Below are 15,357 nucleotides of genomic sequence, written 5' to 3' on the forward strand. Positions count from 1 at the left end.
AGTGAAAGCGGCAAGCTCGCCTATTCGTTCAGGAAGGGCGAGCGCCGCGGGTCGCGCACGAAGCTGCCGGCCAACGCAGGTGCGCAGCCCGGTCCGTCCGATACGGTGACGCGGTCGGCGTCGAACCGCAGCGTGCGGGTGCAGCCGCCGGCCTCGCGCACCACGAGGCGCCGCTGCCCGTCGAGCACGTTCTTTCCCTGCAGCAGCATGTTCCCGCGCGAATCGGGGCAGATGTACAGATCGATGCTCAGCGTGCCGCCGACCTCCGGTGTCACGTCGAGGAAGCGGCCGTCCTTGGGGCATCGGCCCTCCACGTAGCGGCCCATCCACTGCAGAAGAGGGTGGCCGAGGTAGCTGATGCGCCGCTCGTAGTCCTGCTTCAGGCACTCGGCGTTGCCCTTGCATTCGCGGTTGCGAACGACGATCCAGTCGCGCTGGTCGCGTTTCAATAGGGTGGACCACTGGCCCGCATCGGGCATCTCGACCTGCCGCTTGTAGAGCGCGGCCATCGCCTCGTCCTGGCGCGAGAGGCCGGGGTCTGCGCAGATCGCCTTCTCGGTGGCGTTGCCGGCCTTGGCGCAGTCGAAGCTGGCGGCCGTTGCCAGCGGCGCGGCGGCAATGAAGCAGAGTGCCGTAATTGCTCGGCGTGTGGATGTCGGCATGCGGGGATCTCCTCGAAGCCGATGCTAGGAGAGGCCCGGCACGCCGTCGATGTGCCAAACGGACAAGGGCGCTATGCCCTTGGACAGAGAGAAGCCTCAGCCCCGGACGGCGTCGCCGGCCAGCCGCATCCATTCGCGGTTGACCGAGCGTGCGTGCGAGTTCCAGTGGCGCGCGGCCTGCTGGAGCTCGTCCCACTGGCGCTGCGCGCCGGCGGTGTCGCCTTGCTGCGCGAGCCACGCGATGTAGCGGGCGCGGGCCTCGACGGTGTTGTAGCGGCCGAGCGCGTCCTCGAAGGCCTGGCGGGCTTCCGCCTGCTGGTTGTCGGCGGCGAGCGCGCGTGCGGTGAGCACCGCCACTTCGTCCTTGCGGTAGTCGTCGCGCGTGGAGCGCAGCGTATGCAGGGCCTGCAAGGCGTCGCGCCCGGCGGTGGCGCCGCCTGCGGCGAGCAGGGCGCTGGCCAGGCCGAACTGCAGTTCCGGGTCGGAGGCCAGCGGGCCCTTCAGCGCATCGCGGTAGTGTCCGACGGCGTCGGCGGCCTGGCCCCTGTCGAGCGCGGCCCTGGCGAGGCGCAGCTTGTTCTGGGCGGTAGGGGCGAGGTCGTAGGCCTCGGCGGCCGCGCGGTACTCGCGCTCGGGGTCGATGAAGCCGATGGCCGCGTTCGCCACCTTGCCCGCGGTGCGCTGCATGCGCGAGGCGGGGAGGTACTCGACCACGAAGTACACGATGCTGCCCAGCAGCGGAAAGCTGAAGAGGATGAGCAGCCAGTACATCTGCTTGCCGTGGCGCATGGCATGCACGGCGAAGAACAGTGCGATGAGGACGTGCAGGCCCAGTCCCAGGAATGGCATCGGTTTCTCTCTGAGTTGTTGTGGATGGCGGGCGCTTTTATAGCAGCGCGCCATGGCACTCAGGCTGACTTGAAGGGGCTGCGCTCGCCCAGGTGGTCCATGTAGTTCTCGATGCCCGCACCCTCGCGTTCGAGAAAGCGCTCCACCGCGTCTGCGAAGGACGGATGCGCCAGCCAGTGGGCGCTGGTGGTCTTCACCGGCATCAGGGCGCGCGCCATCTTGTGCTCGCCCTGGGCGCCGCCCTCGAAGCGCTGCGCGCCGTGCTCGATGCACCAGGCCAGCGGCTGGTAGTAGCAGGCCTCGAAGTGCAGGCAGTCGACGCGCTCCAGCGCGCCCCAGTAGCGACCGTAGGCAACCAGCGGCCTGTCGGTATCCGTCGAGAGCGCGATCAGGCTGCTCGCCATCGGCTTGCCGTCGCGCTCGGCGATGAAGAGCAGCCACGCCTCGGGCATCGTGTCCGCCATGCGCCGGAAGAAGTCGCGCGTGAGGTAGGGCGGGTTGCCATGCTCGCGGTAGGTGCGTTCGTAGCAGCGGTAGAAGAAGTCCCAGTCGGCCTTGCGGATGTCAGCGCCGCGCGACCAGCGGAAGCTCACGCCTGCATCGGCCACCTTGCGGCGCTCCTGGCGGATCTTCTTGCGCTTGTCGTGGGAGAGGCTCGCGAGGAAGGCGTCGAAGTCGGCGTAGTGCGCGTTCGTCCAGTGGAACTGCACCGTGTTGCGCAGCATCAGGCCCGCTTCGGTGCAGGCGGCGATGTCCGCATCGGCGCCGAACAGCAGGTGCAGCGACGACAGCTCGAGCTGCTTGCACAGCGCAATGAGCCCTTGCACCAGCAATGTGCGGCTTTCGGCATCGCGCGCCAGCAGCCGTGCCCCGGGCACGGGCGTGAACGGCACCGCCACCACCGCCTTCGGGTAGTAGGCGAGCCCGTGCTGCTCGTAGGCATTGGCCCAGGCCCAGTCGAAGACGTATTCGCCGTAGGAGTGGTCCTTGACGTAGAGCGCGCACGCGGCCTGCAACTGCTCGCCCTGCCAGAGCGTGACGAACTGCGGCAGCCAGCCGCTGTCGGGCGCGGCGCTGCGGCTGTCGGTCAGGGCCGAGAGGTATTCGTGGCGCATGAAGGGCGACGGCTCGGCCTGGGCGGCAAGCAGCGCGTTCCACGCTTGCGGGCTCACCTCCGACGGAGACGGCAGAACCCGAATGACATAATCGTCCAAGCCTTTTTCTTCCTTCTGTATGACGCTCAAGCTCGCCATCGCGCAACTCAATTTTGTGGTGGGCGACCTCGCCGGCAACGCAAAGAAGATCATCGATGCCGCACGCGATGCCCATGCCCAGGGTGCGCGCCTCCTGCTGACGCCCGAACTCTCGATTGCCGGCTATGCGGCGGAGGACCTGTTCCTGCGCCCCGCCTTCACCGAAGCCTGTGATGATGCCGTGAAAGGCATCGCCGCCGCTCTGGCCGACCTCAAAGACATGGTCGTGGTGGTGGGGCATCCGACCGGCGGCAGCCTGCGCAGCCGCTCGGTGGCCGTGCAGATGCGCCACAACGCCGCCAGCGTCATCAAGGAAGGCCGCATCCTCGAAACCTACGCCAAGCGCGAGCTGCCCAACTACCAGGTGTTCGATGAGCGCCGCTACTTCACGCCGGGGCAGGGCACCTGCGTGTTCGAGGTGGAGGGTGTCTCGGTCGGACTGCTGATCTGCGAGGACGCCTGGTTCGACCAGCCGGCCGAGCTGGCGCGCGAGAGTGGTGCGGAGGTGGTGGCGGTGATCAACGCCTCGCCGTACCACGTGGGCAAGGAGGGCGAGCGCGTCGCGCGCATGGCCGACCGGGCGCGCGCGGTGGGGCTGCCGCTGGTCTATGCGCATCTTGTTGGCGGGCAGGACGAGGTGGTGTTTGACGGTGCCTCCTTCGCGCTGCAGGCCGACGGCTCCACGGCGATGCAGGCCGAGAGCTTCCGGGAGAAGCTGGTTTTCGCGCAGTTGGAGCGCAAGCCGCAGGGCGGCGTGGGCTTCGTGGCCGACCCTGCTGCCGTGGCGCCGCCACGCGATGCCGAAGCCCAGCTCTGGGACGCCCTGGTGCTCGGCGTGCGCGACTACATCGGCAAGAACGGTTTTCCGGGTGCCATCCTGGGGCTTTCGGGCGGCATCGATTCCGCCCTGGTGCTCGCGATCGCGGTCGATGCGCTGGGCAAGGACAAGGTCCGCGCGGTGATGATGCCTTCGCCTTACACCGCCGACATCAGCTGGATCGACGCGCGCGACATGGCTGGCCGGCTGGGCGTGCGCTACGACGAGATTTCGATCAGGCACACCTTCGAGTCCTTCAAGGGCGCGCTGGCGGAGGAATTCAAGGGCCTGCCCGAGGACACGGCCGAGGAGAACATCCAGGCCCGCATCCGCGGCACGCTTCTGATGGGACTGTCGAACAAGTTCGGCTCCATCGTGCTCACCACCGGCAACAAGAGCGAGATGGCCACCGGCTACTGCACGCTGTACGGCGACATGGCAGGGGGCTTCGCGGTCATCAAGGACCTGCTCAAGACCACGGTTTTCGCGCTGGCGCGCTGGCGCAACGCCCACGACCCGTACGGCACGGGCAGCGAGCCGATCCCCGAGCGGATCATCACGCGTCCTCCCAGCGCCGAGCTGCGGCCCGACCAGACCGACCAGGACAGCCTCCCGCCCTACGACATCCTCGACGGAATCCTGGCACGCTACATGCAGGACGACGAGGGCATCGACGAGATCATTTCGGCCGGCTACGAGCGCGCGGTGGTCGAGCGGGTCGCGCGGCTGATCAAGATCAACGAATACAAGCGGCGCCAGGCGCCGGTAGGCATCCGGGTCACCCATCGAAGCTTCGGCAAGGATTGGCGTTACCCTATCACCAGCAAATTCAACGAAACCGCCGGAGCGCAAAAACCATGAAGCAGATCACCGCCATCGTCAAACCCTTCAAGCTCGAGGACGTGCGCGAGGCCTTGGCCGAAGTGGGCGTCACCGGCCTGACCGTGACCGAAGTCAAGGGTTTCGGCCGCCAGAAGGGGCATACCGAGCTCTACCGAGGCGCCGAATACGTGGTCGATTTCCTGCCCAAGATGAAGGTCGAAGTTGTCGTCAACGAGGCCGACGTGGAGCGCTGCATCGAGGCCATCGTCAATTCCGCGCGCACCGGCAAGATCGGCGACGGGAAGATCTTCGTGACGGGCGTGGAGCGCATCGTGCGCATCCGTACCGGCGAAGAGAACGAGAACGCTGTCTGATTGGTTCGCCCCCAAGCTGGGCGCACTTCGTGTCGCTGCGCCAACCCCCTCCCGGCAACACCTGAGGCCCGGCGGAGCCGGTTCCTCGGTGTTTCTTGAAGGCTTTTCCGCGGTTACCTGAGGGTCAGAGGTTTTCCGAGAGGCGGTCTTCGCGCGGGTGCAGCGGCACCTCGGCGCGCAGTGCGGTGAGCAGTTCGGGCACGTCGGTGCCTGTGCGGATCAGGTCCATCTGCCAGTCGCCCATGAAGCCCTCGCGCACGCTGTGCGCCAGGAAGCTCAGCAGGCCGTCGTAGTAGCCGGCGGTGTTGAGGATGCCGGTGGGCTTGTCGTGGTAGCCGAGCTGGCGCCAGGTCCAGATCTCGAACAATTCCTCGAAGGTGCCGATGCCGCCCGCCAGGGCGATGAAAGCGTCGGCGCGCTCGCCCATCATGGCCTTGCGCTCGTGCATGGTGTCGACCACATGAAGCTCGTCGCACAGGGGGTTGGCCAGTTCCTTGTCGACCAGCGCCTTGGGGATGATGCCGACGACGCGGCCGCCGGACTGGCGGGTGGCCTCGGCCACGGTGCCCATCAGGCCGGTTCGGCCACCGCCGTAGACAAGTTGACCGCGATGCTGGCCGATCCATTGGCCGACCGCCTGTGCGGCTTGGGTGAATTCGGGACGCTCGCCGGGGCGCGAGCCGCAGTACACACAGATCGAAAATTCAGGAGTCATCCCGCCATCATGCCGCAGGCGGTGGGCCGTCTCATGACATGAAGCGCTGCCACAGTGCCGCGGCCCAGATGCCCCCGCACAGCGTGAGCGACAGCAGTACGGCGGCGCTGCCCATGTCTTTGGCGCGCTTGGAGAGGTCGTGCCACTCGGGCCCGATGCGGTCGATGGCGGCTTCCACGGCCGTATTGAGCAGCTCCACGATCATCACGAGGATGGCGCTGCCTGCGAGCAGCGCGACCTCGACCCAACTGCGCCCGAGCCAGAAGGCGGCCGGGATCATGACGATCGACAGGATGGCTTCCTGGCGGAATGCGGGCTCGCTCCAGCCCGCGCGCAGGCCGTGCAGCGAGATCAGCGTGGCATGCCAGACGCGCTCGAGGCCCTTGCGGGCCTTCTGCGGGTTGACGGCGGGATCGGGAAGCTTCGGCACGGCACTCATCGGCGGCTCATCGGTTTGGAGGTGATGAGCCGTGTACCGGCCCAGGCGTCGTGCCAGAACTGGCGGTCGGGGTGAAAGCGTGCCAGCACGGCCCAGACGGCCACCCAGCCGAAGATCAGCACGGTCGATTCGGCGCCCGACAGCTTGAAGGGCGCGATGGCGGCCAGCGGCGGCAGGAACCAGACCCAGCTCAGCAGATAGCGCGCGAGCGCGCGGCGCTGGCTCACGGGCCGGCCGAGCATGTCGACGATGCGGATGTTCCAGGTTTTCATGGCGAGGGTCTGGCCTTTGGTCCAGAACCAGACGAAGTACACGCCGAATACCACGAAAAGGAAAGCCTGCAGCAGATGGCGCCGCGAATCCATGGCGTCGCGCATCTGGCCGAGGGTGCTGAAGAGCCAGCCCGAGACGAACACCACCGCGAACAGCAGCATGCCCTCGTACAGCCAGCAGGCCATGCGGCGCCAGAGGCCGGGCACTACGGAAACAGGAGCGCTGGCTGCGGGAGGGGTGGAGGAGGCGGGCTGGTCGGAGCCTGAGGCTTCGGAAGAGCTGGAAACCATCGAAGCCTTGCGGTCAGGGGGCAGAGGAGGAAGGCGGCTGCTCTGCTGCCGACGACGGCGCCGGCACCTGGGCTTCGGCGGGGACCGGCGGAGTCGCCGAGCTGGGCGACGGGGCAGGGGCTGCCGGCACCACGGAAACCGCCGGCGTCGCCGCCGCGGCGGCGGGTGCACGCTCGGGCGGTGACGACACCAGCACGGTCGTGGCCGGCGTGGCGGCAGGCGCGGGCGGCGGGGCCAGCAGGATGCGCGGTGTGTGCTGCCCGCCTGGGGTGATGGCGGGTACCGGCACGAGCTTCTGGGACGACACCGGCCGCACGGGAATGGCGGCGCCGCGTGGCTTGGGCGGAGCGCGCTCGGCGAGCTTGCGCTTTTCTTCTTCGCTCAAGGCTTGATACTGCTCCCACTTGACCTTGCGCTCGTCAGCCGGAATGCGCTTGACCTCGGCGAAGTTCAGGCGGGCCTGGGCGCGCTGCTGGTTGCTCAGGGCGGCCCATTCGATCATGCGGCTATGCAGGGTGGACTGGTCGTCCGCGGACATGCTCCCGAAGTTGCGCGAAAGCGCCAGCCACTTCCGCTTCTGTCCGATGTTCAACATGTTCCAGTGGGTACCCAGGGGCTTGAGCGCCTGCTGTTGCTCGGCCGTGAGCTCGCTCCAGAGCGGCTTGGTTGTGGATACCGCCTTGGGACTGGAGGCCGGCGCGGAGCTTCCAGCCGCTTTCGAGGCCGCCTCGGAGTGAGGCTGGGCGCAGGCAATCGTCAGGCTGAAGGCCGCGACAACAAACGCCCCTGCCCAAACGACTGCGCCCGCCGGAAGCGGGCGCAACGGGCGGGGGCTGTTCGCGCTGGAAGTGGAACGGCGTCGCATTCGATCGATGAAGGTTCAGTCGGAGGCGTTTTCGGCCTTGAGAAATTGGGCAAAACCGGGGTCGGTATAGGCGGCCGGAGGGAGATCGCCCGTCAGCAGCGCGGAATCCACTTCGGCCAGCTCGCTGGCGCGGTCGTCGTCCTGCATCACGCTGATGGTGATCAGGCCTGCGACTAGTGCGATCAGCGGCACCACGGAACCGATGCGGGTCCACCAGCTGCCGCCCATGGTCAGCGTATGGCCCGACTGAACCACCACAGGCGCGGCCCTCAATTGCGGGGCCTGCTTGCGCGCCGCAACGGCCTGCGCACGCGCCACGCGCAGCCGCTCGCTGATGTCGTGCGGCAATTCGCCGTTGCCGGCCGAAAGGCGGGCGGCCAGACGCTGGCCGAACTGGTCTTCGGCAACGGTGTTGATCGAGGTTGGAACCTTAGTGTTCATAGCGATATTCCCTTGGCCTTGAGCGCCTTGCTCAGAGCGTGGACGGCTCGCGAGCAATGGGTTTTGACGCTGCCCTCGGAGCAGCCCATCGCGGCGGCCGTCTCTGCGACGTCCATTTCCTCCCAGTAACGCATCAGGAAAGCCTCGCGTTGACGGCCCGGCAATGCTGCGATCTGCTCCTCGATTTCCTGGAAGATCTGGGCACGGCGGGTCGTGTCTTCGGCGCTCTCCGACTCCCTAGAGTCGGCCGGCGAGACGAAGTTCTCCAGCAGGTCGAAATCTCCGTCTTCGTCGACCGAATCGAAATCGCTGAGGTTGGAGAACAGGGCGCGCCTGGTTTTCTGGCGGCGGAACCAGTCGAGCGTGCAGTTCGACAGGATGCGCTGGAACAGCATCGGCAGCTCGGCTGCGGGCTTGTCCCCGTAGTGCTGGGCCAGCTTCATCATGCTGTCCTGCACGATATCGAGGGCCGCTTCTTCATCCCGCACGTGATAGACCGAGCGCTTGAAAGCGCGCCGTTCGACGCTTTTCAGGAAGTCGGAGAGTTCTTGTTCAGTGGCCAAGCGAGAGGGGGCGCGCAGGGCGCGCCGCGTGGGAATGGGGTCTAGCGATCGCTACGTTTATCGCCGCGGATTATGCCTTTGTAGCTTTACAAGGCAGCTGAAGCGAATATGAACGCCCGGAAATGTCATAATCCGGGTCGCAAGTCAAAAGGCAAACGGGTCACGGTCCGGCGGAACATCAGTCCGCTCATGGCTTTGGCCTCAAGTCCTGGCGCGACCTCACAAGGGTTGGCAAGGGGCACCCAAGGTATTTCGTTCCCGAAATAAACAAAGGTTGATCATGGAAATCTCCAAGGCGGAAATCGTCTCCGCAGCCGCTGCGTCCGCTGGCGCCGGCAACTCGACTCAGGAACTCATGGGCGCCGAAGTGCTGGTCAAGGCACTGCAGGCCGAAGGCGTCCAATACGTCTGGGGCTACCCAGGCGGTGCGGTTCTCTACATCTACGACGCGTTCTACAAGCAGGACACCATCCAGCACGTGCTGGTGCGCCATGAGCAGGCCGCCGTCCATGCGGCCGACGGCTATGCCCGTGCCACCGGCGAAGTCGGCGTGGCGCTGGTCACTTCCGGTCCCGGCCTGACCAACGCGGTCACCGGCATCGCGACGGCGTACATGGACTCGATCCCGATGGTGATCATCTCGGGCCAGGTGCCGACGGCGGCCATCGGCCTCGATGCCTTCCAGGAATGCGACACGGTCGGCATCACCCGTCCCATCGTCAAGCACAACTTCCTCGTCAAGGATCCCAAGGATCTGGCCATGACGATGAAGAAGGCCTTCCACATCGCACGCAGCGGCCGTCCCGGCCCCGTGGTGGTGGACGTGCCCAAGGACGTCTCGTTCAAGAAGATCCCGTACGCTGGCTATCCCGACAAGGTCGAGATGCGCTCGTACAACCCGGTGCGAAAAGGCCACGGCGGTCAGATCCGCAAGGCGCTGCAGCTTCTGCTGGCCGCCAAGCGCCCCTACATCTACACCGGCGGCGGCGTGCTGCTGGGCAATGCCTGCAACGAGCTGCGCACGCTGGTCGACATGCTGGGCTACCCGGTCACCAACACGCTGATGGGCCTGGGTGCCTATCCGGCGAGCGACCGCAAGTTCCTGGGCATGCTGGGCATGCACGGCACGATCGAGGCCAACAACGCGATGCAGAACTGCGACGTGCTGCTGGCGGTGGGCGCGCGCTTCGACGACCGCGTGATCGGCAATCCCAAGCACTTCGCGCAGAACGAACGCAAGATCATCCACGTCGACATCGACCCGTCGAGCATCTCCAAGCGCGTGAAGGTCGACATCCCGATCGTCGGCGACGTGAAGGACGTGCTCACCGAGCTGATCTCGATGATCCGCGAGAGCACAGCCAAGCCCGATGCAGGCGCCCTGGCCGACTGGTGGAAGACCATCGAGTCCTGGCGTTCGCGCGACTGCCTGAAGTACGACCGCGGCAACAAGGACGTGATCAAGCCGCAGTACGTGGTCGAGACCCTCTGGAACATGACCAAGGACACCGACACGTACATCACGTCGGACGTCGGCCAGCACCAGATGTGGGCAGCCCAGTACTACCGCTTCGACGAGCCGCGCCGCTGGATCAATTCCGGCGGCCTGGGCACCATGGGCGTGGGCATTCCCTACGCCATGGGCATCAAGCTCGCCAAGCCCGATTCGGAAGTGTTCACCATCACCGGCGAAGGCTCGGTGCAGATGTGCATCCAGGAACTCTCCACCTGCCTGCAGTACAACACGCCGATCAAGATCTGCTCGCTCAACAACCGCTACCTGGGCATGGTGCGCCAGTGGCAGGAGATCGAATACTCCGGCCGCTACAGCCACAGCTACATGGATGCGCTGCCCAACTTCGTGAAGCTCGCCGAGGCCTATGGCCACGTCGGCATGCTGATCGAGCGTCCACAAGACGTGGAGCCGGCGCTTCGCGAGGCGCGCAAGCTCAAGGACCGCACGGTGTTCATGGACTTCCGCACCGATCCGACCGAGAACGTGTTCCCGATGGTGAAGGCCGGCATGGGCATCACCGAGATGCTGCTGGGTTCCGAAGATCTTTGACCGATCGACGGAACGGACATTCGCTCAACTCTTAACTACTGACGAATCTATTGCCCGCCAAGCCCGCGCATTACCGTGCACGGGGGAGGGCGGCGAAAAGAGGAGTCACGCAAACATGAAACACATCATCGCAGTGCTGCTGGAAAACGAGCCGGGTGCTCTTTCCCGCGTGGTGGGCCTGTTCTCGGCCCGCGGCTACAACATCGAATCGCTCACGGTGGCGCCCACGGAGGACTCGAGCCTCTCGCGCATGACCATCGTCACCACCGGCTCGGACGACGTGATCGAGCAGATCACCAAGCACCTGAACCGCCTGATCGAAGTGGTGAAGGTCGTCGACCTCACCGAAGGCGCCTACACCGAGCGCGAGCTCATGATGGTGAAGGTGCGGGCGGTCGGCAAGGAGCGCGAGGAGATGATGCGCATGGCGGAGATCTTCCGCGGCCGCATCATCGACGTGACCGACAAGAGCTACACCATTGAACTCACCGGCGACCACGGCAAGAACGACGCTTTCCTGGAAGCGATCGAGCGTAGCGCTATCCTCGAGACTGTCCGTACCGGTGCCAGCGGCATCGGCCGCGGCGAGCGCATCCTGCGCGTGTAGGAGGGTGAAGGCGCCCTCAGTTCATACGTTCATCCACACATGAGGCAAGAGTGATGCGAGGTCTGCTCGGTTTCGACAGGATGGTGACCCCGGCGATCGTCCGGGTGCTCTACTTCCTCGGCCTGCTGGGCGTGGTCGTGCTGGCGGTGGCCGCGCTGTTCCAGCGGCAGTACCTGCCGGCCTTCACGGTCCTGATCTTCGGCACCATCGGCGTACGCATCTACAGCGAACTGCTCATCGTGCTGTTCCGCATCCACGACAGCCTCGTGTCCATCAACCAGCAGATGAAGGACCGGAATTCGTCCGGCCTTTGAGTGAAGTGCATCCGTACGGATGCTCGAGATTTTTTAGGAGAGATTCAAATGAAGGTTTACTACGACAAGGACGCTGACCTGAGCCTCATCAAGGGCAAGACGGTTGCAATCATCGGCTACGGCTCGCAAGGCCATGCGCACGCACAGAACCTGAACGACAGCGGCGTCAAGGTCGTGGTCGGCCTGCGCAAGGGTGGCGCCTCGTGGCCCAAGGTCGAGAAGGCCGGGCTGAAGGTCGCCGAAGTCGCCGACGCCGTGAAGGCCGCCGACGTCGTGATGATCCTGCTGCCCGACGAGCAGATCGCCAACGTCTACAAGAACGACGTCGCCCCCAACATCAAGGAAGGCGCTTCGCTGGTGTTCGCGCACGGCTTCAACGTGCATTACGGCTTCGTTCAGCCGCGCGCCGACCTCGACGTGTGGATGGTCGCTCCCAAGGCCCCTGGCCACACTGTGCGCAGCACCTACACCCAAGGTGGCGGCGTGCCCCACCTCGTGGCGGTGCACCAGGACAAGACCGGCAAGGCGCGTGACCTCGCGCTGAGCTACGCCACCGCCAACGGCGGCGGCAAGGCCGGCATCATCGAGACCAACTTCCGCGAAGAAACCGAGACCGACCTGTTCGGCGAACAAGCGGTTCTGTGCGGCGGCACGGTCGAGCTGATCAAGGCCGGCTTCGAGACGCTGGTGGAAGCCGGCTACGCGCCCGAAATGGCGTACTTCGAGTGCCTGCACGAGCTGAAGCTGATCGTCGACCTGATCTACGAAGGCGGCATCGCCAACATGAACTACTCGATCTCGAACAACGCCGAGTACGGCGAGTACGTCACCGGCCCGCGCGTCGTGACCGAAGAGACCAAGAAGGTCATGAAGCAGGTGCTGAAGGACATCCAGACCGGCGAGTACGCCAAGAGCTTCGTGCTGGAAAACGCCGCCGGCGCTCCCACGCTGATCAGCCGCCGCCGCCTGAATGCAGAGCACCAGATCGAAGTCGTCGGCGAAAAGCTGCGCGCGATGATGCCCTGGATCAAGAAGAACAAGCTGGTCGACCAGACCCGCAACTGACCTGCGAGCCACAAGGGCGCTTCGGCGCCCATTTCCCGAGGGCCACCCGTTGCGGTGGCCCTTTTGTTTGACGAGGGGCGGCGCGGCCCCTGAACTACACTGCGAACCATGCGATTCAAAGATCAAGATGCTATCGAATGGATAGCTGCCAGCGCAGTGCCCACGAGGGATGGAGGCAAATTCAATGCATGACGACACGCTCCCCGACGATGTGCAGCCGCGCAAGCGCCGCAAGGGCATCTACATCCTGCCGAACCTGTTCACGCTGGCGGCGCTTTTCGGCGGCTTCTATTCGGTCGTGATGGCCATGAACGCGCGCTTCGATCTCGCGGCGCTCGGCGTGTTCGCGGCGATGATCCTCGACAGCCTCGATGGCCGCGTCGCGCGCATGACCAACACGCAGAGCGCGTTCGGCGAGCAGATGGATTCGCTGTCCGACATGGTGTCCTTCGGCGCGGCGCCGGCGCTCATCGCCTACGAGTGGTCGCTCAAGGGACTGGGCCGCTGGGGCTGGATCGCGGCCTTCGTGTACTGCGCCTGCGCGGCGCTGCGGCTCGCGCGCTTCAACGTCAACACCGGCGTGGTCGACAAGCGCTGGTTCCAGGGGCTGCCGTCGCCCGCGGCCGCGGCGCTCGTGGCGGGCTTCATCTGGCTGGTGAACGAGTGGGGCAAGCGGGGGGGCGAGGTGCTGTATCTCTCGTGGACGCAGATCACATGGGTGACTTTCGCGTTCACGCTGTACGCGGGCCTCACGATGGTCACCAACGCGCCGTTCTACAGCTTCAAGGACATCCAGATGAAGAAGAGCGTGCCGTTCGCGGTGATCGTGCTGATCGCGCTGGGCATTGCCGTCATCAACATCCATCCGCCGACAGTGCTGTTCGGCCTGTTCGTCGTCTATGGCCTGAGCGGCTACGTGGTCTATGCATGGCGCAAGGCCAAGGGCCAGCAGGCCAGCGTGATCAGCACGTCGACCGAGGAGCCCGACGAACGGGGCTTGCATAACTGAGCGTGGCTTGTGCTACATTCGTCACCCTCATGAACAAGATTTCGCTGCTGGCCCTACTAGACCTCCCTCACGGGCGGAGACGGTAGCGCACGCGCAAATCCCTCACCACGGCCCGTTCGCACCAGCAACGGGCCGTTTGTTTTTTGGGGTTGCTGGTCGATTACCAACCATCTAAGAGAAATCGACATGCTCAAGCAACCTCAAAGCAAATATCGCGCATTCGCCCCGATCGGCCTCAAGGACCGTACCTGGCCCGATGCCGTGCTGACCAAGGCGCCGATCTGGCTGTCGACCGATCTGCGTGATGGCAACCAGGCCCTGGTCGAGCCCATGGACATCGCGCGCAAGATGCGCATGTTCGAAACCCTCGTGGCCATCGGCTTCAAGGAGATCGAAGTCGGCTTTCCCTCTGCTTCGCAGATCGAGTTCGATTTCGTGCGCAAGCTCATCGAGGAAGACCGCATTCCCGACGACGTGACGATCCAGGTGCTGACGCAGGCGCGCGACCACCTCATCGCTCGCACCTTCGAAGCGCTGCAGGGCGCCCCGCGCGCCATCGTGCACCTCTACAACGCCGTCGCGCCCATGATGCGCCGCGTGGTGCTCGGCATGGACGAAGACCAGATCGTCGAGCTCGCCAGCAGCCACGCGCGCATGTTCAACGAGTTCGCCGCCAGGCAGCCGAACACGAAGTGGACCTTCCAGTACTCGCCCGAAATGTTCTCGGGCACCGACGTCCACTTCTCCAAGCGCGTGGTCGATGCCGTCACCGAAGTCTGGGCGCCGACGCCCGAACGCAAGTGCATCGTCAACCTGCCCACCACGGTCGAGCACTCCACGCCGAACATCTTCGCCGACATGATCGAGTGGATGCACCGCAACCTCGCTCGCCGCGACTCCATCGTGCTGTGCGTGCATCCGCACAATGACCGCGGCACCGGTACGGCGGCCGGCGAACTGGCCTTGATGGCCGGCGCCGAGCGCATCGAAGGCTGCCTCTTCGGCAACGGCGAGCGCACGGGCAACCTCGACCTGGTCAACGTTGCGCTCAACCTCTACACCCAGGGCGTCTCGCCGGAGCTCGACTTCTCGAACATCGACGAGATCCGCGCGACGGTCGAGCACTGCAACCAGATCCCGGTGCACCCGCGCCATCCGTACGTGGGCGACCTGGTCTACACCTCGTTCTCGGGCTCGCACCAGGATGCGATCAAGAAGGCCTTCGCGGCACGCAAGGACGGCGACATCTGGGAGATCCCGTACCTCCCCATCGACCCGAAGGACGTGGGCCGCAGCTACGAGGCCGTGATCCGCGTGAACAGCCAGTCGGGCAAGGGCGGCATGGCCTACCTGCTCGAGAGCGAATACGGCATCGAGATGCCGCGCCGCCTGCAGATGGAATTCATGCAGTCGGTGCAGCGCGTGATGGACGTGGCCGGCAAGGAGCTCACCGCCGCCGACCTCTGGCAGCTGTTCGTGCGCGAATACGGCATCGAGACCGCGCAATCGCTGCGGCACCGCCTGATCGAGGAGAAGAGCGAGGGCGCCGACGCCGCCGTGGCAATTCACGCCGACGTGCATTGGGACGGTGAAGTCCGCGCCATCGAAGGCCGCGGCAACGGCCCCATCGACGCCTTCACCCAGGCGCTGAGCCAGGCCACTGGCCATTCCGTGCGCGTGATGGACTACCACCAGCACGCCATCGGCGCGGGTGCCGACGCCAAGTCGGTGGCCTACCTGGAGCTGCGCGTGGACGGCAACCAGACACTCTTCGGCGTCGGCGTGGACGCGAACGTGGTCACGGCCTCGCTGAAGGCGATCGTCTCGGGCGTGCAACGTGCGCGTGCCCGGGGCGCGCACAGCGCACAATCAGTGGTTGAAGTCGCCTGACGCTGAAGCGCTGGTCCGGTCCGGACGCGCAGGAAGGGCGCGTA

At 65.5% G+C, this 15,357-nt stretch carries 17 protein-coding genes; 8 read left to right on the forward strand and 9 right to left on the reverse strand.

Going from position 1 to position 15,357, the window contains the following annotated elements; translation table 11 throughout:
* Window positions 1–20: 20 nt before the first annotated feature.
* The 3 genes from ABL843_RS13855 to ABL843_RS13865 all read right to left on the reverse strand — a co-directional run bounded on the left by ABL843_RS13855 (window position 21) and on the right by ABL843_RS13865 (window position 2,725).
* Window positions 21–662, reverse strand: coding sequence for a lysozyme inhibitor LprI family protein (locus ABL843_RS13855; protein WP_418120222.1), 642 nt, complete (start codon window positions 660–662; stop codon window positions 21–23).
* 96 nt (window positions 663–758) lie between these two features.
* Complete coding sequence (locus ABL843_RS13860; RefSeq protein ID WP_184638386.1) at window positions 759–1,511, reverse strand: hypothetical protein; 753 nt, start codon at window positions 1,509–1,511, stop codon at window positions 759–761.
* A gap of 59 nt (window positions 1,512–1,570) precedes the next feature.
* Complete coding sequence (locus ABL843_RS13865) at window positions 1,571–2,725, reverse strand: GNAT family N-acetyltransferase (protein WP_418120223.1); 1,155 nt, start codon at window positions 2,723–2,725, stop codon at window positions 1,571–1,573.
* A 19-nt stretch (window positions 2,726–2,744) separates the two neighbouring features.
* Between ABL843_RS13865 and ABL843_RS13870 the strand changes: the two genes are divergently transcribed.
* On the forward strand, window positions 2,745–4,442 hold the full coding sequence (locus ABL843_RS13870) for an NAD+ synthase (protein ID WP_418120224.1): 1,698 nt from the start codon (window positions 2,745–2,747) through the stop codon (window positions 4,440–4,442).
* On the forward strand, window positions 4,439–4,777 hold the full coding sequence (locus tag ABL843_RS13875; RefSeq protein ID WP_056518066.1) for a P-II family nitrogen regulator: 339 nt from the start codon (window positions 4,439–4,441) through the stop codon (window positions 4,775–4,777). Before ABL843_RS13870 ends, ABL843_RS13875 begins: the two co-directional genes overlap by 4 nt.
* Window positions 4,778–4,901: 124 nt before the next feature.
* On the opposite strand, the gene ABL843_RS13880 is transcribed toward ABL843_RS13875, so the two are convergent.
* From ABL843_RS13880 to ABL843_RS13905, 6 genes are read right to left on the reverse strand one after another with little or no spacing between them, the layout of a single operon-like run.
* Entirely contained in the window at window positions 4,902–5,492 is a 591-nt protein-coding gene (locus tag ABL843_RS13880; protein WP_184638382.1) for a TIGR00730 family Rossman fold protein, read from the reverse strand.
* Between the two features lie 31 nt (window positions 5,493–5,523).
* Window positions 5,524–5,931 carry a diacylglycerol kinase gene (locus ABL843_RS13885; RefSeq protein WP_418120225.1) on the reverse strand — a complete coding sequence of 136 codons (408 nt, stop codon included), beginning with the start codon at window positions 5,929–5,931 and terminating at the stop codon, window positions 5,524–5,526.
* Window positions 5,928–6,494 carry an RDD family protein gene (locus ABL843_RS13890; RefSeq protein ID WP_418120226.1) on the reverse strand — a complete coding sequence of 189 codons (567 nt, stop codon included), beginning with the start codon at window positions 6,492–6,494 and terminating at the stop codon, window positions 5,928–5,930. The genes ABL843_RS13885 and ABL843_RS13890 overlap by 4 nt, the downstream gene beginning before the upstream one ends.
* A gap of 13 nt (window positions 6,495–6,507) precedes the next feature.
* Window positions 6,508–7,359 carry a DUF3106 domain-containing protein gene (locus ABL843_RS13895; RefSeq protein ID WP_418120227.1) on the reverse strand — a complete coding sequence of 284 codons (852 nt, stop codon included), beginning with the start codon at window positions 7,357–7,359 and terminating at the stop codon, window positions 6,508–6,510.
* Between the two features lie 15 nt (window positions 7,360–7,374).
* Window positions 7,375–7,800, reverse strand: a complete 426-nt coding sequence (locus ABL843_RS13900) for a DUF3619 family protein (protein ID WP_418120228.1) — start codon at window positions 7,798–7,800, stop codon at window positions 7,375–7,377.
* Complete coding sequence (locus ABL843_RS13905) at window positions 7,797–8,363, reverse strand: RNA polymerase sigma factor (protein ID WP_126019155.1); 567 nt, start codon at window positions 8,361–8,363, stop codon at window positions 7,797–7,799. Before ABL843_RS13905 ends, ABL843_RS13900 begins: the two co-directional genes overlap by 4 nt.
* Before the next feature lie 280 nt (window positions 8,364–8,643).
* Here ABL843_RS13905 and ABL843_RS13910 point away from each other — a divergent pair, with 280 nt between their 5' ends.
* The 6 genes from ABL843_RS13910 to leuA all read left to right on the forward strand — a co-directional run bounded on the left by ABL843_RS13910 (window position 8,644) and on the right by leuA (window position 15,313).
* Window positions 8,644–10,428, forward strand: a complete 1,785-nt coding sequence (locus ABL843_RS13910; RefSeq protein WP_126019157.1) for an acetolactate synthase 3 catalytic subunit — start codon at window positions 8,644–8,646, stop codon at window positions 10,426–10,428.
* A gap of 115 nt (window positions 10,429–10,543) precedes the next feature.
* Window positions 10,544–11,035, forward strand: coding sequence for an acetolactate synthase small subunit (ilvN, locus tag ABL843_RS13915; protein WP_081266310.1), 492 nt, complete (start codon window positions 10,544–10,546; stop codon window positions 11,033–11,035).
* A gap of 53 nt (window positions 11,036–11,088) precedes the next feature.
* The gene (locus ABL843_RS13920; protein WP_126019159.1) at window positions 11,089–11,349 is read left to right on the forward strand and encodes a DUF4282 domain-containing protein; all 261 of its coding nucleotides are present in this window, start codon (window positions 11,089–11,091) and stop codon (window positions 11,347–11,349) included.
* A gap of 48 nt (window positions 11,350–11,397) precedes the next feature.
* A complete protein-coding gene (ilvC, locus tag ABL843_RS13925) occupies window positions 11,398–12,414 on the forward strand; it encodes a ketol-acid reductoisomerase (protein WP_081266312.1) in 1,017 nt (338 codons plus the stop codon).
* A gap of 184 nt (window positions 12,415–12,598) precedes the next feature.
* Window positions 12,599–13,423 carry a CDP-diacylglycerol--serine O-phosphatidyltransferase gene (gene pssA / locus ABL843_RS13930; protein WP_184638372.1) on the forward strand — a complete coding sequence of 275 codons (825 nt, stop codon included), beginning with the start codon at window positions 12,599–12,601 and terminating at the stop codon, window positions 13,421–13,423.
* Window positions 13,424–13,609: 186 nt separating this feature from the next.
* Window positions 13,610–15,313: a 2-isopropylmalate synthase gene (gene leuA / locus ABL843_RS13935; RefSeq protein ID WP_418120229.1), complete on the forward strand. Its 1,704-nt coding sequence runs from the start codon at window positions 13,610–13,612 to the stop codon at window positions 15,311–15,313.
* Window positions 15,314–15,357: the final 44 nt, after the last annotated feature.

Source organism: Variovorax sp. 350MFTsu5.1, assembly GCF_048302515.1.
GTDB classification, from domain to species: Bacteria; Pseudomonadota; Gammaproteobacteria; order Burkholderiales; family Burkholderiaceae_C; genus Variovorax; species Variovorax guangxiensis.